General features: G+C 74.5%; 13 protein-coding genes and 2 pseudogenes. 10 read left to right on the forward strand and 5 right to left on the reverse strand.

What is annotated here, in order from left to right; genetic code table 11:
* Nucleotides 1–142 precede the first annotated feature (142 nt).
* From ACZ8ZB_RS33360 to ACZ8ZB_RS33385, 6 genes are read left to right on the forward strand one after another with little or no spacing between them, the layout of a single operon-like run.
* Nucleotides 143–1,741, forward strand: coding sequence for an MBL fold metallo-hydrolase (locus tag ACZ8ZB_RS33360; RefSeq protein WP_470741295.1), 1,599 nt, complete (start codon nucleotides 143–145; stop codon nucleotides 1,739–1,741).
* A 48-nt stretch (nucleotides 1,742–1,789) separates the two neighbouring features.
* On the forward strand, nucleotides 1,790–3,064 hold the full coding sequence (locus ACZ8ZB_RS33365) for an ATP-grasp domain-containing protein (RefSeq protein ID WP_470741296.1): 1,275 nt from the start codon (nucleotides 1,790–1,792) through the stop codon (nucleotides 3,062–3,064).
* Nucleotides 3,064–6,285 carry a non-ribosomal peptide synthetase gene (locus tag ACZ8ZB_RS33370; protein WP_470741297.1) on the forward strand — a complete coding sequence of 1,074 codons (3,222 nt, stop codon included), beginning with the start codon at nucleotides 3,064–3,066 and terminating at the stop codon, nucleotides 6,283–6,285. Before ACZ8ZB_RS33365 ends, ACZ8ZB_RS33370 begins: the two co-directional genes overlap by 1 nt.
* A complete protein-coding gene (locus ACZ8ZB_RS33375; protein ID WP_470741298.1) occupies nucleotides 6,282–9,254 on the forward strand; it encodes a type I polyketide synthase in 2,973 nt (990 codons plus the stop codon). Before ACZ8ZB_RS33370 ends, ACZ8ZB_RS33375 begins: the two co-directional genes overlap by 4 nt.
* Nucleotides 9,247–11,037 carry a non-ribosomal peptide synthetase gene (locus tag ACZ8ZB_RS33380; RefSeq protein ID WP_470741299.1) on the forward strand — a complete coding sequence of 597 codons (1,791 nt, stop codon included), beginning with the start codon at nucleotides 9,247–9,249 and terminating at the stop codon, nucleotides 11,035–11,037. The genes ACZ8ZB_RS33375 and ACZ8ZB_RS33380 overlap by 8 nt, the downstream gene beginning before the upstream one ends.
* A complete protein-coding gene (locus tag ACZ8ZB_RS33385; RefSeq protein ID WP_470741300.1) occupies nucleotides 11,034–11,888 on the forward strand; it encodes a thioesterase II family protein in 855 nt (284 codons plus the stop codon). The genes ACZ8ZB_RS33380 and ACZ8ZB_RS33385 overlap by 4 nt, the downstream gene beginning before the upstream one ends.
* Here ACZ8ZB_RS33385 and ACZ8ZB_RS33390 read toward each other — a convergent pair.
* Together ACZ8ZB_RS33390 and ACZ8ZB_RS33395 are read right to left on the reverse strand one after the other, a co-directional pair.
* Entirely contained in the window at nucleotides 11,781–14,693 is a 2,913-nt protein-coding gene (locus ACZ8ZB_RS33390; protein WP_470741301.1) for a helix-turn-helix transcriptional regulator, read from the reverse strand. The two genes, ACZ8ZB_RS33385 and ACZ8ZB_RS33390, sit on opposite strands and share 108 nt — an antisense overlap.
* A 123-nt stretch (nucleotides 14,694–14,816) precedes the next feature.
* The gene (locus tag ACZ8ZB_RS33395) at nucleotides 14,817–15,386 is read right to left on the reverse strand and encodes a TetR/AcrR family transcriptional regulator (RefSeq protein WP_470741302.1); all 570 of its coding nucleotides are present in this window, start codon (nucleotides 15,384–15,386) and stop codon (nucleotides 14,817–14,819) included.
* Nucleotides 15,387–15,801: 415 nt separating this feature from the next.
* On the opposite strand from ACZ8ZB_RS33395, the gene ACZ8ZB_RS33400 reads away from it, so the two are divergent.
* The 3 genes from ACZ8ZB_RS33400 to ACZ8ZB_RS33410 are packed head-to-tail and all read left to right on the forward strand — an operon-like array spanning nucleotide 15,802 to nucleotide 17,935.
* Entirely contained in the window at nucleotides 15,802–16,413 is a 612-nt protein-coding gene (locus tag ACZ8ZB_RS33400; protein WP_470741303.1) for a (2Fe-2S)-binding protein, read from the forward strand.
* A complete protein-coding gene (locus ACZ8ZB_RS33405) occupies nucleotides 16,413–17,396 on the forward strand; it encodes an FAD binding domain-containing protein (protein WP_470741304.1) in 984 nt (327 codons plus the stop codon). Before ACZ8ZB_RS33400 ends, ACZ8ZB_RS33405 begins: the two co-directional genes overlap by 1 nt.
* Nucleotides 17,393–17,935: a hypothetical protein gene (locus ACZ8ZB_RS33410; protein WP_470741305.1), complete on the forward strand. Its 543-nt coding sequence runs from the start codon at nucleotides 17,393–17,395 to the stop codon at nucleotides 17,933–17,935. The genes ACZ8ZB_RS33405 and ACZ8ZB_RS33410 overlap by 4 nt, the downstream gene beginning before the upstream one ends.
* Here the strand turns inward: ACZ8ZB_RS33410 and ACZ8ZB_RS33415 are convergent.
* Nucleotides 17,875–18,000 (reverse strand): annotated as a pseudogene (locus ACZ8ZB_RS33415) (hypothetical protein); the annotation flags it as partial. The gene ACZ8ZB_RS33410 and the pseudogene ACZ8ZB_RS33415 overlap by 61 nt on opposite strands.
* A gap of 200 nt (nucleotides 18,001–18,200) precedes the next feature.
* Here ACZ8ZB_RS33415 and ACZ8ZB_RS33420 point away from each other — a divergent pair.
* Nucleotides 18,201–19,112, forward strand: a pseudogene (locus ACZ8ZB_RS33420) (IS5 family transposase).
* On the opposite strand, the gene ACZ8ZB_RS33425 reads toward ACZ8ZB_RS33420, so the two are convergent.
* The gene (locus tag ACZ8ZB_RS33425) at nucleotides 19,109–19,309 is read right to left on the reverse strand and encodes a hypothetical protein (RefSeq protein WP_470741306.1); all 201 of its coding nucleotides are present in this window, start codon (nucleotides 19,307–19,309) and stop codon (nucleotides 19,109–19,111) included. The pseudogene ACZ8ZB_RS33420 and the gene ACZ8ZB_RS33425 sit on opposite strands and share 4 nt — an antisense overlap.
* Nucleotides 19,310–19,347: 38 nt before the next feature.
* Nucleotides 19,348–22,317 carry a type 2 lanthipeptide synthetase LanM family protein gene (locus ACZ8ZB_RS33430; protein WP_470741307.1) on the reverse strand — a complete coding sequence of 990 codons (2,970 nt, stop codon included), beginning with the start codon at nucleotides 22,315–22,317 and terminating at the stop codon, nucleotides 19,348–19,350.
* Nucleotides 22,318–22,615 lie beyond the last annotated feature (298 nt).

The raw sequence follows: 22,615 nt of genomic DNA on the forward strand, positions 1-22,615 counted from the left end.
GCACCCAGATTCCGTCCGGACCGGTGCCCGGAATCTGGGAGCCGGCCCCCCATGTGTCCCGCCCGCCCCCCGGGCCAGAGTGGGCGCCGCCACCCGACCGTCACGTTCGAACGTGCCTCCGCGGCACGGATGGAGACCCCGCATGCGTGCCTACCTCTCGCCGGCCACCGTCGTGCAGCCACTGGTCCACCGCTGGTACGCGGTACCGTTCGTGGCCGCGCCCCACACCGGCGCGCTCAACCTCGTCAAGCGCCACCTGCCGGCCCTGCGCCGCTACCTGGAGAGCCCCGAGCAGCACGCCCGGGCGCTGGCCGACCCGAACATGTTCGGCGCCCCGTTCATCGACCCGGGCCCGGCCGGCCAGCAGGGCGTCGCCGACCTGCTGGAGCGCACCCTGGCCGAGGGCGAGGCCCGGATCCGGATGGCCGAGGACATCGACACCATGCGCGCCACGCTGGCCAAGAACGGCGACGGCCGCGCGCTCGCCCCGCTCTACCAGGACCTGCCGCTCGCTCTGCGCGGGGTCACCGAGCTGGTCTACGATACGGCCAACAACGCCGGACTGCGGTTCTTCGAGAGTCTGCTCTACCGCACCCCGGCGACCGAACCACACGCCCAGACGGTTTCCCTGATGGAGCGCCACGACCAGGCGCAGCCCTTCATCTACAGTTCGCCGATCCTGCCCGCTCCCGGCCGTACCGACCTGGAGGTGCCGTTCGCCTCCGAGCTGCTGGACGAGCTGTTCGCGGCCCGGCTGGAGCCGGTGGACGTGGCGGAGCTGGCGGAGAAGTTCGGCCTGGACGAGGAGGCCCGGGTGGACTTCCGCCGCCTGTTCACCGAGCAGGAACCCCGGCGCTACGTACCCAACCGGACCGGCGAGGTGCGGATGCAGTACTTCGGCCACGCCTCGGTGCTGCTGGACTTCGGCGGCTTCACGGTGATGACCGACCCGACCGTCGGCTACGACGGAGACGGCTTCGAGGGCCACTTCACCATCGCCGACCTGCCGGAGACCATCGACGTCGTGGTGCTCAGCCACGGCCACTCCGACCACTTCTCGCTGGAGACCCTGCTCCAGCTGCGGCGGCGGATCGGCACCATCGTGGTGCCGCAGTCCTCCGGCGGCAGCCTGGCCGACATCGGCCTGCGCTCGATGCTGGAGCACTTCGGCTTCCGCAACGTGGTCGAACTCGCCGACATGCAGAGCCTGCAGGCCGGCCCGGCCACCATCACCGCGCTGCCCTTCCTCGGCGAGCACGGCGAGCTCGACATCCGCGCCAAGATGGTGCCGATGGTCCGGCTCGGCGGCCGCGGCTTCCTGTTCGCCACCGACACCTCGCCGATCGACCCGGCCCTCTACGACCTGGTGGCCGAGGAGATCGGTCCGGTGGACGCCCTGTTCATCGGCCTGGAGTGCGTCGGTGCCCCGCTGACCTGGCTCTACGGCCCCCTGTTGGACACCCCGATCTCCCGCGAGCACAGCCTGGAGCGCGGCCTGAAGGGCTCTTTCGCCGGGCCCGCCGACCAGCTCGCCGAGCGGCTCGGCGCCGAGCAGATCTTCGTCTACGCACTGGGGATCGAGCCCTGGCTCAAGCACCTGACGGGCTGTTGGTTCGACCCCGAGGCCGAGCAGCTGCGCCAGGAGGTCATCCTGCGCGACCTGGCCGGGCAGCGCGGGGTCCGCTCCGAGCTGCTCTACCTCACCGCCGAGCGCTCCTGGCCGGCCGCCCCGCAGGACTGACCGGCGGCGCGCCACCGGACGGCCACTCGCTTCGACGGACGGATGGGTATGCACAGCAGATCCGGTGACCCGCGGCTCGGCGTGGTCTACGACGACGGCGCCGCCGGGCCCGGGGAGATCGCCTCGACGGCCCGCGCCTGCGGAGCCGAACTCTTCCTGGTGATCGACCAACACTCGTCCCACGTCGCGCAGTTGCTGCCGGGCCTGCGCGGCCGGTTCGAGCTCTGCGATGTCAGCGGCCTCACCGCGGCCGAGGCGGCGAGGGCAGTGGCCGCCCGGGAGCCGGACGGCCTGCTCACCTTCAGCGAGCACCGCCTGGCGGAGACCGGCGAGCTGGCTGCCGCGCTCGGGCTGACCCGGTGGCACAGCCCGGAGACCACCCGGCGGCTGATGGACAAGCTGCTCCAACGGCGGCTGTTGGCCGGGGCGGGGATCGACACCACCCGCTGCGTGCCGGTGACCGAGCCCGCCGGGATCGCCGCGGCGGTCGCCGAGGTCGGCCTGCCCGTGGTGCTCAAACCGCGGACCGGCACCGGCAGCCGCTCCGTCCGCCGGGCGGACGATGCGCAGGAGGCCGAACGGCTGGCGGCGGACTTCTTCCGGTCCGCCCCGACCGGGGCGGTGCTCCTGGTGGAGAGCCTGCTCACCGGGGTGGCGGAGGAGGCCGGCCCCGACTGGGGGGACTACGTCTCGGTGGAGACCGCCGTGCACGACGGCGACCGCCAACTCATCTGCATCACCGGCAAATTCCGGCTGGAGGAGCCGTTCCGCGAGCGTGGGTCCTTCGTCCCGCACACCCTGCGCGCGGAGACCGCCGAGCGGGTCCGTGCACTGGCGGACGCCGCGATCGGAGCCCTCGGGATCCGGGACGGCGTCGTGCACACCGAGATCAAGCTGACACCGGACGGCCCGCGCGTCATCGAAGTGAACGGCCGGGTCGGCGGGCTGATCGTCGACCTGCTGCGCCGGGGCGCCGGGTACGACGTGGTCGAGGCCGCCCTGCTGCTCGCCCTCGGTCGGCCGGCGCCCGGCGCACCGAAGTTCGAGCAGGTCACCTACCAGTACGCGCTGGTGCCGCCGGCCGGAGCCCGGAGCCTGGTGGAGGTCGGCGGGCTGGACCGGCTGCGCGCCCTGCCCGGGGTCGACCTGGTCGACGTCCGGGGTCGCCCCGGCCAGCCGCTCGACTGGCGGGCCGGCGCGGCCGACCGGCTCGGCCGGCTGTACGGGCGGGTGCCCGACCACGCGGCCCTCGGCCGGCTCACCGCGGCGATACCGGAAGCCTTCCGGCCCACCTTCACGTACACGCACGAGAGGAGAAGTTGATGGCGGAGCAGGTGCCCGAGGAGAGCGTGGGGTTGTCGTCCGCGCAGCGTCGGCTCTGGCTGGCGCACGTCCTTGAACCGGGGAGCGCGGAGTACACCGCCCCCTGGGCGGGACGGCTGCGCGGACCGCTCGACCGGGCGGCCCTCGGCCGGGCCTGGCGGGCCGTCGTGGAGCGTCACGAGGAACTGCGGCTGCGGCTGTTCGAGGTGGAGAACGAGCCCCGGCGCGCGCGGTGGCCGGCCGAGGAGTTCGGGCTCGCGGTCCGGGAGATCGCGGCGGAGGGCCTGCCCGCCGAGCTGGACCGGGCGGTGACCAGGTCCTTCGACCTGGTCGGCGGCCGGCTCGCCGAGGCGGAGTTGCTGGTGCTCGGCCCCGAGGACCACGTCCTGGTGCTGAACGCCCACCACGCGGTGGTGGACGGCCGCTCGATGGCGCTGATCACCGGTGACCTGTTCGCCGCCTACGCGGGCCGGGAGCTCGCCCCGGCCGGCCGCTCCTACCCGGAGCACGTCGAGCGGGAGACCGCGGCCGGCCCGGCCTCGGCTCAGTTCGACGCCTGGATAGAGGAGTTGAGGCTCCCGCAGACCGCGGAGCCGCTCGGCTTCGAGCCCGCCGCCCGAACCGCGGACAAGGAGGGCGCGGTGGTCCGGGTGCCGCTCCCCGAGCAGACCTGGGAGGCGGTCCGCGGATACGCCCGGCGGCACCGCACCACCGCGCAGGTGATCGGGCTCAGCGCCTTCGCGCTCACCCTGGCCCGCTACACCGACACCGAGGACCTGGTGGTCGGCTCGACCATGGACACCCGGTCCGCCGAATTCGTGGACACCGTCGGCATGTTCGTCAACCCGGCCGCGGTCCGGGTGCACGTGGATCCGGCGCAGGCCGGCCCGGCGCTCTGCGGCGCCGTGCAGCGCGGTCTGCTGCGGGCCTTCACCCACCGGTCGGTCCCGTTCGAGGAGGTGGTCCAAAAGCTCCGGATCACCCCGGACGTCACCCGGACCCCGGTCTTCCAGGTGCTGTTCAACTTCGAGGCCCGCGAGGCGCCCCGGAACGTGCCGGGACTGGAGGTCACCCCCCTCGAACTCCCGGTCCGGATCTCCAAGTACGACCTCACCCTGGTGCTGCGGGACAATGGCGCCTCGGCCGAGCTGCTGGCGACCTACCGCACCTCCCGCTACCAGCCGGCCCTGATCGAGCAGCTCACCCGCCACGTGGCCGCCCTGCTCGGCGGGCTGACCGCCGACGACGAGGCCGCGGTGGGCTCGCTGGAGCTGCTCTCCGCCGAGGAGCGAGCCGAGCTGCTGGCCGCCGGCCGCGGGATCCCGCTGCCGGAGGGCTTCCGGGCGGTGCACGAGGTGGTCGCGGAGATCGCGCTGGCCGACCCCGACCGGCCCGCCGTGGTCTGCGGCTCCAGCGAGCTGACGTACGGCCAGCTGCTCGGCCGGGCCGACGCCCTGGCCGCCGGGATCACCGCGTGGGGGGTGCGCCCGGGGGCGCCGGTGGCCGTGCTGGCCGAGCCCTCGGCAGAGATGGTGGTAGCCGTGCTGGCGGTGCTGCGGGCCGGCGGCGTCTACCTGCCGCTCAATCCCGGCCACCCCGCCGCCCGGCTGGACGCCGTCCTGGCGGACGCCGGGGCCGAGCTCGTGCTGGCCGACGCCGCCTGGCGGGAGCGCCTCCCGCAGGCCAGGGTGCTGCCGATCGGGGCCCCGGTGGTGCTGCCGGACCAGGCATGGGTGGCACACCGCAGTGAGCCGGGTGACCCGGCCTACCTCATCTACACCTCCGGCACCACCGGCGAGCCCAAGGGCGTGGAGGTCGGGCACGGCGCGCTGGCCGCCTCCACCACCGCCCGGCGGCTGACCTACGGCGGCTACCGCACCTTCCTGCTGGTCTCGCCGCTCTCCTTCGACTCCTCGGCGGCCGGGATCTGGGGCACCCTCACCTCCGGCGGCCGGCTGGTGGTCGCGCGGACCGAGGAGGTCCGTGACCCGGAGAGACTGCTGCGGCTGATCGAGACCCACGCCGTTACGGCCCTGCTGGCCGTCCCGGCCCTGTACGCCGGGCTGCTGGACCGGGCCGAGCGGGCCGGCCGGCCCGCGCTGGGCGCCCTCGACGTGGTCACCACGGCCGGCGAAGTGCTGCCGGAGGCGCTGCTGGAGCGGCACTTCGCGCTGCTCCCGGCCACGCCGCTGGTGAACGAGTACGGGCCGACCGAGGCGACGGTGTGGAGCACCTACCGCCGCTTCGAGGCGCCCGGCCCGGTCGACATCGGCGGGGCCGTCCCCGGGGCGAGCCTCTACGTGCTGGACCGGCAGGGACGACTGATGCCGCACGGTACCGCCGGCGAACTGCACGTGGGCGGCCGCGGAGTGGCCCGCGGCTACCTCGGACGGCCCGAGGCGACCGAGGCCGCGTTCCGCCCCGACCCGTACGGCACGGCACCCGGCGCCCGGTCCTACCGCACCGGGGACTGGGTGCGCTGGGGCACCGGCGGGGGCCTGCGCTACCTGGGCCGCCGGGACCAGCTGGTGAAGGTCCGCGGCCACCGGGTCGAGCTCGGCGCGGTGGAGGGCGCGCTGCGCGCGGCCGAGGGCGTGACCGATGCCGCCGTGCTGCTCGCGCCCGGCGGGGGAAGCCTGACGGCCCATTTGGTGACCGAGGACGGGGTGGACCTCCAGGAGCTGCGTGCCCGGCTGGCCGAGACCCTGCCGCCCGCGATGGTGCCCGGCGTGCTGCGGGTGGTCCCGGAGCTGCCGCGCACCCCGCACGGCAAGGTGGACCGCGAGGCGCTGCGGGCCGTGGAGCTCCGCACCGAGGAGGACGGGGTTCCCGAGCCCGCCGAGCCCGAGACCGCCCCGGCGACCGGACCGGACCTGCGGGCACTGGTGCGGGCCGCCTGGGCCGCGGTGCTCGGCGAGACGCCGGGCGCGGGGGACGTCAACTTCTTCGACGCGGGCGGGCATTCGCTGCTGGTGCCGCTGCTCCAGATGGAGCTGGAGGACCGGGCGAGGACCCGGGTGCCGATCGTCGAGCTGTTCACCGCGACCACCGTCGACGCCCAGACCGCGCTGATCGCCGCGAGCGGCGGCGGCGCGCCCGGGCCGGAGCCGGCGGTGCGGGCCGCGGACGCCGAGGACGGGGCCGACGGCCCGGACCAGCGCCGGCTCCGGCTCGCCGCGGGCCGCTCCCGGCGGACGGCCGGAACGGAGGACGGGAGGTGAGGAACCGCTCCCTGGACGTCGCCGTCACCGGCATGCACGCCCGGCTCCCCGGCCCGGCGGACCGGGCGAAGTGGTGGGCGGCGGTCTGCGCGGGCGAGGAGCTCACCAGCACCCTCGACCTCGACGAGCTGGCGGCCCGGGGCGTGCCCCGCCACCTGCTCGACGACCCGGCCTACGTCCCGGTCCGAGGTCTGATCGAGGACAGCGAGCGGTTCGACGCCGAGCTGTTCGGGATCAGTCCCCGCGAGGCCGAGCTCATCGACCCGCAGCACCGGTTGATGCTGGAGGCGAGCTGGGCGGCGCTGGAGGACGCCGGCCGGAGTCCGCTGGCGGACCGGCTGCGCACCGCGGTCTTCGCCTCCTCGTCCAGCAGCAGGTACCTGCCGCGGATCCTCGGCAACCCGGCCGCCTCGGCGGACACCCTGGCCGCCCTGCACGTCGGCACCGGCCGGGACTTCATGGCCGGCCGGATCGCCTACCGGCTCGGCCTGGAGGGCCCGGCGGTCAACGTGCTGACGGCCTGTTCCTCCTCGCTGGTCGCGGTCCACCTGGCCGTCCAGGCGCTGAACGCCGGCGACTGCGATCAGGCCGTGGTGGTGGCCGCATCGGTGGGCTTCCCGCAGGCCGGGCACACCCACCTGCGCGGCGGCATCATGTCGGCCGACGGCCGCTGCCGGCCCTTCGACGCCCGGGCGACCGGGACGGTCGGCGGCTCGGGCGTGATCGCGGTGGTGCTGCGCCGCTTCGAGGACCTGGGGCCGGAGACCGCCTCCTGCCACGGGGTGATCCTCGGCTCGGCCGTCAACAACGACGGCTCGGCGAAGGCCGGGTTCAACGCCCCCGCCCCGCAAGGACAGACCGCCGTCATCCGGGCGGCGCTGCGCTCCGGCGACGTGGCGCCCGGTTCGCTCGGGTACGTCGAGACGCACGGCACCGGCACCCACGTCGGTGACCCGATCGAGTGGTCGGCGCTCTCCGCCGCACTGCGCGGGGCCGACCCGGCCGTGATCATCCCGGTGGGCGCGCTCAAGGCGAACATCGGGCACCTCGACGCGGCCGCCGGGCTGGCCGCGTTCTACAAGGCCCTGCTGGTCCTGAAGCACGGTCAGGTACCGCCGGTGGCCAACTTCGAGAACCTCAACCCGCTGCTGGCGGAGCTGGACTCGCCGCTCCAGGTGCCCACCGAGGCCCGCGCCTGGCAGGGCCCCGAGCCCCGCCGGGCGGGCGTCAGCTCCTTCGGGATCGGCGGGACGAACGCGCACGTGATCGTGGAACAGGCGCCCGTGATCCCGGCGGGGGAGGCCCGGGCGGACCGGATCTCGACGGAGCGGACCTCGGTCCTCGCCCTCTCCGCGGTCCGGCCGGAGGGCCTGGAGCTGACCGCGGCCCGGCTTGCCGAGGCACTGACCGAGCAGGAGGCGGACGCCGCCGACGTGGCCTTCACCCTGCGGGCCGGCCGGGCCCCGCTGGCCGAGCGGCTCGCGGTGGTCGGCCGGACCGGCCCGGAGCTCGCCGGGGCGCTGCGCGGCGGCCCCCGGCGGGTCCGCGGCCGGGTGCCGCAGGACGGCCCGCGGCCGCTGGTCTTCCTGCTCCCCGGGCAGGGCACCCAGCGGCCGGGCATGGCCTTGCCCTTTCAGGCCCGACTGCCAGGATTCCAGGAGGCGTTGGAGGAGTGCCTGCGTGTCATGGAGTCCTTCACGGCCGGGCTGGCCGGGCAGGCGCTGCGGGACCCGGAGTTCCCCGCCGAGCTGCTGCGCACCACCGAGCTGGCCCAGCCCGCGCTGTTCGCCCTGGAGTACGCGGCGGTCCGCGCTTTGGAAGGGCTGGGGCTGCGCCCGGTGGCACTGGCCGGGCACAGCCTCGGCGAGGTGACGGCCGCCTGCCTGGCCGGGGTTCTGGACCTCGCGGCGGCGGTCGAGCTGGTGGCCGTCCGGGCGAGCAGCATGCAGGCCTGCCCGCCCGGTGCGATGCTGGCGCTCTCCTGCTCCGAGGCCGAGGCCCACGAGCTGCTGGCCGAACCGGTGACCGCGACCAGCGGGCTGGAGATCGCGGCGGTGAACGGCCCGGGCGCCTGTGTGCTGAGCGGGCCGGCCGCCTCCGTCCGGGCGCTGGAGGACCGGCTTTCCGGGCGGATCCCGGCCCGGCGCCTGCGTACCTCGCACGCCTTCCACTCCGCCGCGATGGAGCCTGCCGTCCAGGTCCTCCGCGCGTGCCTCTCCGGCCGTACCGGCGGCCGGAGTTCGCTGCCCTACGTGTCCACCCTGGACGGCACCGTGGTGCCGGCCGGTACCGAGGTCCCGTTGACCGTCCTCGCCGAGGGCGTCCGCCGGCCGGTGCGCTTCGGTGAGGGCATCGCCGCCGTGCGCGAGCTGTACCCCGGTGCGCTGGCCGTGGAGGTCGGGCCGGGCCAGGCCCTCTCCGGCATGGCGGCCGCCGCCGGGCTGGAGAGCCTCCCGCTGGTGCCGGGGAAGGACCCCCGGGCGGAGGACGAACTCGTCCTCGCGTTGGCCGGGCTGTGGACCGAGGGCCAGCCCGTCGAGCTGTCGGCGCTGATTCCGGCCGGCCGTCGGCTGCACCTGCCGGGCACCTCCTTCGGGGGTGAGCGCCACATCGCGCCGGAGACGGTCTGGTCGGCCGTTCCGGCCCCGGTCGGCGTCTCCGCACGGGCCCCGGAGAGCCCGGCGGCCGTCCCGGTGGAGGCAACCGCCGTCGAACCGCCCTCTCCCGCCGGGGCGGTGGCCGCCGCCTGGCGCGAACTCCTCGGCCACCCCGGCCTCACCGAGGACGCGGAGTTCATCGCCAACGGTGGGGACTCGCTGCTCGCCATCCGGCTGGCCCGACGGCTGGAGCGGATTTTCACGGTGGTGATTCCGCTCCGGGATCTGCTGCTGGCACGCACCATGGGCGATCACGCCCGGCTCGTCGAACGGCTCATGACGCCGTCGCAGAAGGAGGCAACGGATGAGTAAGGCGACCCTGCCCGGCCCCCGCGGCCGGGAGCACTTCGAGTGCGTCGACGCCGTGTTCCGCCGGCAGGTGGCCGAGCACCCGGACAAGGTGGCGGCCTGGGACCGCACCGGCAGCTCCACCTACGCCGAGCTGTGGGACCGGGCGATCCGGCTGGCCGGCGCCCTGCACGGCAAGGGCGTCGGCGCCGGTGACGCCGTCGGCGTCCTCGGCGTGGGCGACCGTGACGCACTGGTGGCCATGCTCGGGGTCCTGCTGGTGGGCGGGCACTTCGTGCCGATCGACCCCGGCTGCCCGCCGGAGCGCGCCGAACGGATGACCGCCATCGCCGGCGTCTCGCTGGTGCTGGCCACCTCGGAGCACCGCGTGCCGGAGGGAATCGGCGCGGACAGCCGGCACGTCCGCGAGCTGATCGAGCAGGCCGACCCGCTCGACCCGCTGCCCGCCGGGGACCCGGACCGGCTGGCCTACGTGATCTTCACCTCCGGCTCGACCGGCGCGCCCAAGGCGGTCGGGGTGCCGCACGGCGCGCTCACCGCGCTCTGCCTGCGGCCCGGCGTGTTGCGCCGCGACCCGGACGAGACCTTCCTGGTGCACACGGTGCTGACCTTCGACACCGCGATGTACGAGATCTGGTCGGCCCTGCTGGTCGGCGCCTCGGTGCTCTGCGCCCCGCTCCGGGCGCTGTCCCTGCACGAGACGGCCGAGCTCCTCCGGGACGAGCGGGTCACCACCACCGTGCTCACCCCGGCGGTGTTCGCGCTGCTGGCGGACCACCACCCCGACGCGCTGGGCGGGCTCCGGTGTCTGATGGTCGGTGGTGACGTGATGCCGCGCGAGCAGGCGGTGCGGATCCTGGACCGCTTCCCGGAGCTGAAGTTCCTGAACTGCTACGGGCCCACCGAGAACACCGTGATCTCCACCGCCTTCTCGCTCGACGACTGGGACCGGCAGGGTGGTTCGGTCCCGATCGGACCGGGCCTGGCCGGCACCGCCTGCCACGTCCTGGACGAGCGGCTGCGCCCGCTGCCGCCCGGCGAGGTGGGGGACCTCTACCTCGGCGGCGACCGGCTGGCCCTCGGCTACGTGGGCGACCCGGCCATGACCGAGCAGCGCTTCCTGCCGGACCCGTTCTCGGACCTGCCGGGCGCCCGGATGTACCGCACCGGTGACCGGGCCGTCCTGCTCGCGGGCGGGGCGGTGGATTTCCGCGGCCGCGAGGACGACGAGATCAAGGTCCGGGGGCATCGGATCCACCTCGCCGAGGTGGAGGCCCTGCTGGCCGCCGACCCGGAGGTACGGGAAGCGGTCGCCACCGCGGTCGGCACCGGTTACGAGCGGCACGTCCGCGCCTTCGTCCGCCCGGCCTCCGAAGGCGCGGACCCGAGGGCGGTCCGGACCCGGCTGGCGGAGCGGGCACCGCGGCAGCTGGTGCCCGACGAGCTGATGGTGGTCGCGGAGTTCCCGCTCAAGCCCTCCGGGAAGGTCGACCGCGAGGCCCTGAAGGCCCTGCCGTCCACCCCCGCACCGGAGGCCGTGCCCGCGGCCGGGGCGGACGACCGGGCGGAGCTGGCCCGGCTGTGGCTGGAGCGGACCGGAACGCCCGCCGAGAGCGGCGAGGACTTCTTCCACTCCGGCGGGACCTCGCTGGACCTGATCCTGCTGATCGAGTCGATCGCGGTCACCTTCGGAGTCCAGCTGGACTTCGCCGACGTCTACGGGCTGCGCTCCTTCGAGGAGTTGCACGGCATGGTACTGGCTCGTCGTCAGGAGGTGGACGCGTGACCACCGTCCGGATCCTGGAGCCCCGCCCCGAGGCTCCGCAGCGGCTGATCTGCCTGCCGCACGCCGGCGGATCGGCCAACTACTACCGCGGCTGGGCCACCCGGGGCCGCACCGACGTGGAGATCCTCGGCGTCCAGTACCCCGGCCGGGCCGACCGGCTGCCGGAGCCCTGCCACCACGACCTGCACGCCATGGCCGAGGAGGTCTGCACCGCCGTCCTCCCCGAACTGGACCGGCCTGTCACGCTGTTCGGACACAGCATGGGTGCGATCGTCGCCTACGAGGTGGCCCGGCGGCTGGAGGAGCAGGGCCGCGGGGTACGGCGCCTGGTGGCCTCGGCGGCCCGCGCCCCGCACGAACCGGCCCACGTCTCGGTGCAGGGCACCGTCTGGAACGACGACTCGGCGGTGCGCAGCATCGTCGCGATGGGCCAGGCGGACGCCGAACTGATGGCCGACCCCCGGGTTCGCGAGCTCGTGCTGCCCTACCTGCGGGCCGACTTCGAGCTGTTCCAGCGGTACGAGCACCGCCCTGGTCCGCCGCTGGCCTGCGAGCTGCTGGTGGTGCGCGGAGCGGACGACCCGCACGTGACCTACCGTCAGGGCGAGCTGTGGCGGGAGCTCACCCGGGGGTCGTTCCGGCACGAGGTGCTGCCCGGCGGGCACTTCTACCTCGCGCCCGAGCCGCCGCTCGACCTGTACCTGGGTCCGCTCGGCCCGCGCCGGGAGGCCGGGACGGCGAGTTCAGCCGCCGGCGGAGAGCTCGGCCGCCAGCCGGGTCAGAGCGGCGCGGCCGGCCAGACCGGTCTTCTGCAGCAGGCTCGCGATGTGCTTCTCGACCGTACGCGGTGAGATGCACAGCCGCCGGCCGATGTCCTGGTTGCCGGGCCGGTCGACGAGCAGGGCCAGTACCTCGTACTCGCGCGGGGTGAGGCCCTGCGCGCGCAGCTCGGCGGGTATCAGCTCCCGGCCGCTGCGGCGCTGGGGTACGGTCACCCCGGCCTGACGCAGCATCGCCCTGCAGGTGCCCACCACGGCGGGTACGTCGAGCTGGTGGAAGTACTCCTCGGCGGCCTGCAGCCAGGACGTCGGGTCGCCCCAGCCGTCGGCCAGGGCGGCCTCGGCGACCAGGCGCAGGCCCAGGTGGTGGCCGGTCGGGAAGATCGCGGCGTGCCGGCGGAAGTCCTCGACCACCCCGGCCGCCTGTTCGCCCCGGCCCTCCCGGCCGAGCAGCACGGCGTCGGCGAGCATCAGGAACTGGCGGTTCCAGGCCAGTCCGGCGGCCGGGTTGGCCGCGACGTCCGTGAAGTCCGTGCGGACCGCCCGGCCGGCCAGCACCTCCAGCAGCGGGCTCAGCCCGTACCGGCCGGCCAGGTAGTAGACGTTCGGGTGCAGGGACTCCCAGGCGGCCGCGGCGGCCAGCTCGGCCCGGGCGGCCGTCCGGTCCTCCTCCAGCAGGGCGCAGACGGCCCGGCAGAGACCCAGCATCACCGGGGTCAGCTGCGATTCGGCGCCCCCGGCCTGGCGGAACGCCAGCAGGCCGCGCTCCATCTCGCGGCGGCGGCCCCGGTGCGCGCCGAGGGTGGCCGAGACCAGCAGCAGGTACCGGCGGGTGCCCAGGTTGCCCATCCGCGCGCTGGCGCCCAGGCACCGGGCGAGGATCTCCTCGGCCCGCCGCGGGTCGCCCCGGAGCACCGCGTTCATCGCCAGCACGCTCTCGGCGGTCTGGGCCAACTGGATCGCGCCCAGCTCGTTCGCGGCCTCCCAGGCCTGTTCGAGCCGGCGGATGTCGCCGGTTTGCATGTAGGTGTTGGCACCCAGCCTGGTCAGCGCCTCGACCCGCCAGAGCGGCAGGGTGTGCGTCTCGGCGACGGCGAGCATCCTCTCCAGGCAGGCGTCGGCCACGTCGAAGCCGCGCTTCCGGACCAGCAGGGCCAGCAACTGCCAGGCCTGGCAGGCCACTACGGGCAGTCTGGTCTGCTCGGCCACCTCCGCCGCCGCCCGGGCCTTCCGCTCGGCCTCCGCGGTGCACCCGCCCTGTCCGGGCAGCAGGGCCAGCTCGCACTCGACCACGGCGAGCGCGGCGCCCTGCTGGGGGGTGCCGCCGTCCTGGAGCAGGGCCCGGGCGGCCGCCATCTGGCTGACGGCGTCGGCCCGCCGCTCGGCCGCCACCGCGACCCAGGCCAGCCGGGTGTGCAGGGCGATCCGGGCGTCCAGGCCCAGTGCCGCCGCTCCGGCCGGTGCCAGCGAGTCGACCAGGGCGAGCGCCCGGTCCAGCTGCCCGGCGTCGGCCAGCGCGTACAGCAGCGACTCGGCGATCACGGTCCGGGCCGACGGGTCGGCCAGTTCGTGGGCGCGTCCGAGCAGCACCACGGCCGTCCCTGACAGACCGTCGGCCTGTGCCCGGCGCCCGGCCTCGGCGTAGAGCAGGGCCGCGTCCGCCAGGTCACCGGCCGCGATCCGCAGGTCCGCGACCAGCTGGCAGTGGTCGTCGGTCAGCTCCGGGTCGGCCTGCTGGAGGCCGACAGCGGCCTGCCGGGCGATCGCGGCCCGCTCGGCCGGCGGGAGACTGGCGAGCACCGCCTCGGCGGTCAGCGCGTGGCGGAAGGCGTACCGGTCCGGCGCACCCGGGTCGGGCACGATCAGGCCCGCCTCGGCGGCGGAGCGCAGCCGGGCGAACAGGCAGCGGTCCTCCGTCCCGGTGATCAACTGGAGCGTGGCGATGGAGAACCGGGCTCCCAGTGAGGCCGCCAGCAGCACCACCTCCTGGGCCTCGGGGTCCAGCAGCTCGATCCGCCGGCGGTAGCCCCGGACCACGGTGGCCGGGACGGTGGTGGAGAGATCGCCGGCCACCTGCCAATCCCCGCCGCCGCCCCAGCGCAGCAGGCCGGAGCCGACCATCTCGGCCAGTAACTCCTCGACCAGGTACGGGTTTCCGTCCCCGCTGGCGACCAGATGCTCGACCAGCTCGGCCGGCACCCCGGCGGCGGGCACCCCGAGGCAGCCGGTCGCGATCGCCCGTACCGCCCCGGGCTTGAGCGGCCGCAGGGTGGCCACCGAGGCGGCCCGCCGCCGGTCGGCCGCGTCGACCAGGTCGAGGGCCGGGCCCGGCTGCGGGCGCAGGGTGCCGACCAGCAGGACCGGCAGCCCGGCGAGGTTGTCGACCAGGTACTCCAGCACGGCGATGGTCTCGGAGTCCATGTCGTGCAAATCCTCGAGCACCAGTACGCAGCCGTGTTGCCTGCCGATCACGGCCAGCAGCCGGAGCAGCGCCTCGGCGAGGTCGACCACGCCCTCCGGGTGGCCGACGGCCGTCGCGGGCCGCCACTCCGGGATCAGCCTGGCCAGGGCCGGGCGGTAGGGCGCGAGCGCCGGGTCGGTCGGAGGTCCGCCGATGCGGAACCGGGAGGAGAGCGCCTCGGCCAGCGGCCGGAAGGGGGTGCCGGACCCGCTCGCGCTGCCGCGCCCGCGCAGCACCGGGAGGCCCAGCGCGGCGGCCTTGGACTCGCACTCGCCGGCCAGCCGTGACTTGCCGATCCCGGCCTCTCCCAGGAGGAAGAGCGCACGGCCGGAGTGCTGCCGGGCCTCCGACAGCAGTCTGTCCGCCAGCGCGAGCTCGTCGTCCCGGCCGACGACAAGTGAAGAAGTCATGCGCATGTCGTGGAGGCTACTTGATGGACCGACACGCGGACAGGGGCGATCGCTCACCGCACCAGTCGCACGACGGCCGGTGCGCCCGTACGGCCAGGGGCACGCCGGCCGAAGGATTCCGACGCCCGGTCAGGCCCAGGCTGTGGCGAGCCGACGGGCCATCGCGTGCAGGGTCGGGCGCGAGGGTGCGGGCGCGCCGGTCATCACCATCAGAGCGAGCGGTCCGCACAGTTCGGCGACGGCTGATCGGTCTTCCGGTACCGCGCCGAGCCGAGTCCGGACGTGATCCAGTACAGCGCGGGCCGGTGCGGCCAGCAGGTCGGCGTCGGCGACGAGGCGGCCGACCTCGGAGTCGTGCTGGGCTTCGCCGAGCAGCGCTCGGTAGGCGGCTCCCGCGGGTGAGGTCGTGAGGAAGGCGGCTAGCCTGACCAGGAAATCGGTCATCGTGCGGACCGGGTCGGCGTGCGCGGTGACGGCCAGCTCGCTGCGCGCGTCCTCATCGCAGGCTTCGATCAGGATGTGCGCCTTGGTCGGCCACCACCGGTACACGGTCATCCGCCCCACTCCGGCGCGCTCCGCGATGCCTTTCATGGTCATCGCGGAGTAGCCGATCTCGACGAGCAGGTCGTCGACGGCGCGCAGGACGGCGACGCGGGCGACCTCGCTGCGTGGGCGCCCGGGGGCGGCAGGGCCGGTCATGCCGACAGAGTATCGGGACATGGCGTACCGCTGCCCGCCGGCCGCAGCCCGGGGCGAGTGCGGCGTGCGACGCACGTGAGGTCCCCGGTCCTATGGGCCCGACACCCCTTTGCATCGAGACACCGTGCATCGAATCTGCTAGGGTTTCGAAGCAGTAAGCCTCGTTATTGCCCGAGCGGGGCCGACCCCGGTCGTTCCCGAAGTGCTTGCGGCGTTGCGCTCCCGTGCGGGCTGCGAGCGGCCGATCCCTTTGAAGCCGTCGTGTCCTGTACGTCGTGATGCCGTGACCCAGGTGACGCGCCCGGCCGTTTCTCACGCCGGTGCCGCAGCGGCCCGTGTCACGCAGTCCTCTTCCGTCCCTCTCAGCCACGGCACGACCCGACCCGTCCGCGATCAGCCGAGGAGATGCAGCAGGATGTCCGACAACGACGAAGCGCCCATGGGCGGGCACAGCCGCCGGGCCGTACTCAAGACGGGTGGGTTCACCGCCACGCTGGTCGCCACCGGCGGTGTGCTGGGCACCGCCGTCGGCGAGGGCGCGGGTGCTGCACCGCCCGCCCCGGCCACTGAGGTGACACTCCATGTCAACGGCAGAACTCATCGCCTCACAGTCGAGACCCGGGTGACCCTCCTGGAGACGGTGCGTGAGCGTCTCGGCCTGACGGGCACGAAGAAGGGCTGCGATCGGGGCGAGTGCGGCGCCTGCACGGTTCTCGTCGACGGCCGGCGTGTGAAGTCGTGCCTGACCCTCGCGGTCATGGAGGACGGCCGGGAGATCACCACGGTCGAAGGGCTGGCCCGCGGCGAAGAACTGCATCCCGTGCAGGAGGCGTTCATCCGGCGGGACGCCTTCCAGTGCGGGTTCTGCACCCCCGGGCAGATCATGTCCGCCGTCGCCTGCATCGACGAGGGGCATACGGGCTCCGACGACGAGATCCGGGAGTGGATGAGCGGCAACCTCTGCCGGTGCAGTTGCTATCCGAACATCGTCGACGCCGTACGGGACGCCGCGAGGGAGCGCGTCTGATGAAGCCGTTCGACTACACGCGCACGGCACGTGCGTCCGAGGCCGTGCGGTTGGTGGCGGCCCGCCCGGGGGCGACGTTCGTCGCGGGCGGGACCGAGTTGCTGAACCTCGTCAGGGACCGGGCTCTCGCCCCGGACCTGGTCGTGGACGTCAATCAGGTCCCGCTGTCAGGCATCGAACTGCGCGACGGCACGTTGCACGTGGGGGCGATGGCCCGGATGCGGGAGGTGGCCGAGTACCCGGTGGTCCGTTCAGGGTTCCCGGCGATGTCCGAGGCCCTGCTGGCGTCGGCGTCCCCGCAGATCCGCAACCGGGCCTCCATCGGCGGGAACCTCATGCAGCGCACGCGGTGCTGGTACTACCGCGACGCCGGCAGCCCGTGCAACAAGCGCGAGCCCGGCAGCGGATGCCCGGCCATCACGGGGCAGAACCGCTGGCACGCGATCCACGGCGGCAGTCGCCACTGCATCGCCGTCCATCCCTCCGACCTCGCGGTCGCACTGAGCGCCCTGCAGGCCACCGTCGTCGTTCTCGGCCCACGGGGCGAACGTTCCATCCCCCTCAAGGACTTCCACCTCCTGCCCGGCACGACCCCGCACAAGGAGACGGCACTGCGGCACGGCGAGCTGATCACCGGGGTCACCGTCCCCGGGAGCCGGTCGGCCCGTCACTCGCGCTACCTCAAGCTGCGCGACCGGGCGACGTTCGAGTTCGCCGTGGTCTCCGTGGCCGCGGCGCTGACCATGGAAGGCGGCGAGGTGAGCGATGTCCACCTCGCCTTCGGGGGCATCGCCCCGCGGCCGTGGCGCTCGGTCGAGGCCGAAGCGGCCCTGCGCGGGCGGCCGTTGACCGACTCCACCATCGCGTCGGCCGCCCAGGCGCTGGTCAGCGGCGCGCAGCCGCGCGAGCACAACACGTTCAAGGTCGAGCTGGTACGCCGTGCACTGGCCGACATTCTGACCGACCTGGGAGGCAGGCGATGAGCCGGATCGTGGGCAGGCCCGTACCCCGCGTCGAGGGCCACGCGAAGGTGACCGGCGCGGCCGAGTTCACCGCGGACGTGCACGTCCCCGGCGCCCTGCACGGCGTCATGGTGCTCAGCACCATCGTCCGCGGACGGATCACCCGCCTGGAGACCCGGCAGGCCGAGCGCTCCGCCGGTGTGGCCGCCGTGATGACCCACCGGAACATGCCGCGCTTGACGGTCCCGGAACCGCACCTGCTGGTCAAGCGCTTCCTCCCGCTGCAGGACACGGAGATCCACCACAGCGGCCAGCCGGTCGCTCTCGTCCTGGCCGAGACCCTGGAGCAGGCCCAGCACGCGGCGACGCTCGTGCGCGTCTCCTATGACACCCAGCCCGTCCGGACGGTCTTCGAAGACGCCGCGGGGCAGGTGGTGCGAAGGAAGCAGCGGTGCTCCAGGCAGGCGAAGTCGGCCGCCGTCCGCCATGCCAGTTTCCGGGGTCCTCCGTGGCGCTGCTGGACGGCCGAGCCGTCGCCGGAGAGGCAGGAGGGGCAGTAGCGCGTCGATGTCGTCAGCAGCCAGACGGGGAAGACGCCCCGGGGGGCGGGTGTCAGGCCGCGCATGCCCAGACCGTGCTGGGGCTCCACCTCGTCGGCGAACCAGTCGACCCCGTCGATCCGGAACCCGGCACCCGGCGCCAAGTCCAGCAGTCCCTGTGCCGCCGTCACCGGGGCCCCTTCCAGCCCGTCGGCCAGACCAGGGAGGAATCGCTCAGCGGGCGACCCAGGCCGAGGCCGGCGGTGCCTGTCTGATGATTGATCTTGTGGTGGGTCGTGGTGAGCTGACGGATGCGGCGTGGGAGCGGACAGCGCCGCTGTCGCCGGGTGTCGACGGGCGGGGTCGTCCGTGGCGGGATCACCGGCAGGTGATCAACGGCGTGTCGTGGCGGTTGCGGACGGGTGCTCCGGGGCGTGACCTGCCGGAGCGCTTCGGACCGTGGCAGACGGTCCATGAGCGGTGCGCCCGCTGGGAGGCGGACGGGACATGGGCCCGCCTGCTCGAGGAGGTCCAGGTCCGCGACGACTGCGCCGGGGCCGTGAAATGGACGGTCTCGGTCGACTCCACGATCAACCGGGCCCACCACCACGCCGCCGGCGCCCGCAAGAAGGGGCGTCGGCGGGGGACGAGCTGGAAGATCCGGCACGCGCGGCGGCTGGCCAGGCGCTCGGCCGGTCCCGCGGCGGGCTGACCACCGAGGTCCACCTCGCCTGCGACGGCCGGGGCCTGCCCCTGGGCCGTCCTCGTCACACCAGGCAACGTCAACGACTCCACCGCTTTCGACGCGGTCCTGGACACGGTACGAGTGCCCCGGTCCGGCGTTGGGCGGCCGCGTCGCAGACCCGACGCGGTCATCGCCGACGAGGCGTATTCGGCGCGGGCGATCCGCCAGACGCCACGGCGCCGGGGCATCCGGGCAGTGACCCCCGAAAGAACCGACCAGAAGGCCGACCGGGTGCGGCGCGGCCGGGCCGGCGGCGGACCGCCGACCTTCGACCGTGAGCTCCACAGGGCCCGCAACGTCGTCGAACGCTGCTTCAACCGGCTCGAGCAGTTCCGCGCCATCGCGACCCGCTTCGACGAACTGGCCGCCCGCTACCGGGCCGGGCTCCACCTCGCAGCACTCATCCTCTGGCTCCGCGAACCCAACCAGGATCATTTGTCGGACAGGCCCTAGCCGGTCGCTTCCGGTGCGAACGGAACGGTCACGGTCAGGGTCCCGATGATCGTCTGCTCGTCGAAACCCGAGAGCAGCCGGCTGCGGCGGGGGCCGCCGCCGGGGCGCAGCGTGATCTGCCCGCTCGGGTGGTCGACGGCCTGGTCGCCGCGCACCTTCGGCTGCTTCCAGCTGCGGACTAACTCTTCGACGTTCATGGATGTGTCTTCCTCTCGGTGATGGTCGCGCCGTCGGTTCACGACGGCCGCGCTGGTGGCGACGGCTGCAGCAGCAGCGTCGAAGCTGTTCGCCCGGCCGAGCCGAGCCGCAGGAGGCCCAGCCCGATGCCGGACAGTCCGGTCAGCAGTCCGGGAACGGCCAGGCCGCCGGGGGTACCGCAGACCGGGCCCGCCCGGTCGAGTGTGGCGGCCAGGGCGCCCGTCCGGTGGTCCAGCAACTCCCGGGTGCCGGGGTCCGTGAGGTGGCCGAGCAGTTCGAGGACGCCCAACTCGCCGTGGCACAGGGCGTGGCCGGGCAGCGGACCGGCGTCCGCCAGCTCGTGGACGGCATGCCCGGTAAGCCCGGTCAGCTCCGGATCCGCCAGGGCGGCGGGGCTGTCGGCCACGGCCAGGGCGATACCCGGCAGGCCCCGGCACCAGGTCAGGCCGGTGCGGGCAGCGCCCCGGGCGCCCCGGGCTGCGTGACGCAGCGCCGCGAGGCCCGCGCGCTCGTACCGCTCCCCGCCGCCGGCCGCCGCGAACCGCAGCAGCGCCCAGCCGACCCCGGCCGCGCCCTCGGCGAACCCGGGGGCGGCCGGCAGTGGACGGTCCGTCAGCCGCTCGGCGCAGAGCGCGGCACCGTGCCAGGCCGCAGCGCTCCCGGTGGCTTCGTGCACCGCGAGCAGCGCCGCGAGCCCGCCGGCCGCCCCCTCGGCCAGCCCGGTCCGCCCGCCCGCCCGGGCTTCGCCCCGGAACCCGTCGGCGGCTCCGGCCGCACTACGGGCCTCGGTGGCGGTGTCGTGCTCGGCGGTGGCACGGGTGAGTTCGACGGCATGGTCGGCCCAGTCGGCCAGCTCGGGGTCGTCCACCAGGGCGGAGGTCCGGGCGAGCGCGTAGGCGATGCCGCCCAGCCCGGCGAAGGCTCCCGGGCCCACGGCCGCCCGGTCCTCCGGTTCCGCCGCAAGGCGTTCCAGCAGTGCGGGCAGCGGGCTCAGGGCCTGGCGCGCCGTCTTCGCGTACCGCTCCTCCCCGGTGTGCGCGGCGAGCTCGGCGAGGAACAGCGCCGGGCCCGGGTAGCCGTGCCCGAGGTCGGCTCCGGCCGGTCCGAACCGCCAGGCCCGGTCCCCGAGGAGTTCGAGGCCGAGCCAGTTGGCCCGGCCCCGGCCCCGGTGGGCGCCGTCCGTCAGGCGGTCGCCGATCCGCCGCGCCGCACTGAGCAGCCGCTCCGCCGTCGGCCGGTCCGTCAGGTCAGGTCCGGTCGTGCCGCTCCGACGGGTGGCCGGTGCGCCCGGCCGGTGGGCGGAGGCGGTGGACCTGGCGGCCAGCGCCGCCCGGACGATCCACTCCTGGGCGTCGAGGTCGGCCGCCCCCATGGCGCGGATCTTCTCCAGCACCCGTTCCAGCCCCGGCCGTTCCAGTGCGTCCGGGATCCGCAGACCGGGGCCGGACCACAGGTCCGCCGAGCCTGGCCGGGCGGTGAACAACGGCACGTCGCCGTCCCAGAGCTGGGCGATCTCGTGCTCCAGCAGCCGGGTCGGCCCAGGAGTGCCGAGGGCGTCCGTGCCGAGCAGCCGCAGGAGTTCGTCGCGGTCGGCCGGGTCGCGCAGCACGTCCGGGTGGGTCGACTCGTCGAGCAGCGTGGCGTACACCTGGGTGGCCCGGGGCACCACGCGCACCTCGTCCTCGGCGAAGCGGTGCACCAGGCCCTGCGGGCCGGTCAGCGCCTCCCGTCCGGCGGCGATCGCCCGGTACCCCGCGCGGAATCCGGCCACCACCGCCTCGGTGAACTCGGCCGGGTCGGCCTCCGCCCCGTCGAGCCGGGGGCGGTTGTGGGCCCCGGCGATCGCCCCGGCCCGGCGGACCAGCCGCATCCGGTCGGTGCCGCTCTCCGCCCAGGCCACCACCGGCAGCGGCGCCACGGCCCCGGCGTCGCCGCCCAGGCCGGAGGCGTCCAGGGACGTGCCGTCCTCGCCGAAGAGCAGCAGCGGCAGCAGGCCGACCCGGTGGACCGAGGCCGCGAGCGCGAGCGCCGCCGGGTCGCCGTCAGGGGCGGAACCGGACACCGGAGGGTGGAAGAGGGTCTCGACGTCCACCGGCACCGGGTGGTCCGCCCGGGCGATGAGGTTCTCGAAGTGCAGGTCGGTCGCGTCCAGCGCGTGCAGCAGCGCCAGCCAGGCGCCCTGCCGCCGGTAGAACCGCTCCATCCGGCCGCGGTTCCGGCAGGGGAGGGCGGCCACGTACGCCAGCCAGCCGTAGCCGGGCCGGTCCAGCAGGGCGACGGTGCGCAGCTCCGGCACGTCCGGCTGTCCGTTGAACCAGCAGACCAGTTCGTTGAGGCGCCGGTGCGCGGTCAGCGGGCGCGGCTTGTAGACCGCCCGGGAGCCGTCGGCGAAGGTGAGCACCGCGGTGCTGCGACCGTGCCGATGTCCGTCACCGGCGGTGGCGCGGAGCGAGACCAGCGGCCCGGGGTCGGTGCCGTGCAGCAGGGTGCGGACCAGCTCCGTCCGGTCGGCGGTGTAGCGGTCGAGCAGTTCGGTCAGGGCGTCGGCGGCGTTGACGCAGGTCTGCGCCAGCAGCCGGCCGAGCACCGGGTACTCCGACAGCAGAGCGGACAGACCGTCCCGGCATGCCGTCAGGGCCAGGAAGGCGCGGAACCGGGCTGCGGGGGTGTCACCCGTCAGGCGGCCGCCCACCCGGGCGACGTTGAGCTCCAGTACCAGGGTGCGGGCGGCCTGCCGGGCCAGGCTCCGGACCAACCGCTCGGTGAACCGGGCCCGGAGGCGTGGCAGGTCGGTGTCGGGAACGGCGGCCGGCAGCCGGGAGGCGGCCAGCTCGGCGAAGGGGGCCAGGACGAACCGGAAACCGGAGGTGCCCGGCAGCTCCCCGGCCGGCACCACCGGCGCGAGCGGAGCGGCGGCGACCGCCGCCGCGACGAACGCGGCCCACTCCGGTTGCGGGTCGTGGGGGAGTGCGACGGCGGACGGTCCGCCTTGCGACTGGCCGGACACGGCCGAATCGGCAGGGGCAATCCTGGCGTTGATCACAGGCCAGAGAATTGCAGGCCTTTCGTGTCCCGACAAGGGTCCGAGCCGTCCGGGGCGTTCGGGCCGGTTCCCCTGCGGGGGAGATCCCCACGGGGTCGGGACGGCCGGCAGAAAGATGAGGGCTCCGCCCCCATGCGGAACCGCCGGGGACGAGCAAGAGGTCAGTGGTGAGGGGGCCGAGGGCCTCAGGACTGTGGATCCCCGCGTCCGTGACGTCGTTCACACGATTCATCCGCATGAACCTGATGAGCCGTCGAGTTCA

The sequence above is a fragment of the Streptomyces sp. 12E genome (genome assembly GCF_055633275.1).

Excerpts from the sequence above, each read along its gene's own strand:
- ACZ8ZB_RS33405 (WP_470741304.1), top strand. The coding sequence starts at position 16,413 with ATGAAGCCGTTCGACTACACGCGCACGGCACGTGCGTCCGAGGCCGTG.
- ACZ8ZB_RS33400 (WP_470741303.1), top strand. The coding sequence starts at position 15,802 with ATGTCCGACAACGACGAAGCGCCCATGGGCGGGCACAGCCGCCGGGCC.
- ACZ8ZB_RS33365 (WP_470741296.1), top strand. The coding sequence starts at position 1,790 with ATGCACAGCAGATCCGGTGACCCGCGGCTCGGCGTGGTCTACGACGAC.
- ACZ8ZB_RS33370 (WP_470741297.1), top strand. The coding sequence starts at position 3,064 with ATGGCGGAGCAGGTGCCCGAGGAGAGCGTGGGGTTGTCGTCCGCGCAG.
- ACZ8ZB_RS33390 (WP_470741301.1), bottom strand. The coding sequence starts at position 14,693 with ATGCGCATGACTTCTTCACTTGTCGTCGGCCGGGACGACGAGCTCGCG.
- ACZ8ZB_RS33395 (WP_470741302.1), bottom strand. The coding sequence starts at position 15,386 with ATGACCGGCCCTGCCGCCCCCGGGCGCCCACGCAGCGAGGTCGCCCGC.
- ACZ8ZB_RS33410 (WP_470741305.1), top strand. The coding sequence starts at position 17,393 with ATGAGCCGGATCGTGGGCAGGCCCGTACCCCGCGTCGAGGGCCACGCG.
- ACZ8ZB_RS33425 (WP_470741306.1), bottom strand. The coding sequence starts at position 19,309 with ATGAACGTCGAAGAGTTAGTCCGCAGCTGGAAGCAGCCGAAGGTGCGC.
- ACZ8ZB_RS33360 (WP_470741295.1), top strand. The coding sequence starts at position 143 with ATGCGTGCCTACCTCTCGCCGGCCACCGTCGTGCAGCCACTGGTCCAC.
- ACZ8ZB_RS33380 (WP_470741299.1), top strand. The coding sequence starts at position 9,247 with ATGAGTAAGGCGACCCTGCCCGGCCCCCGCGGCCGGGAGCACTTCGAG.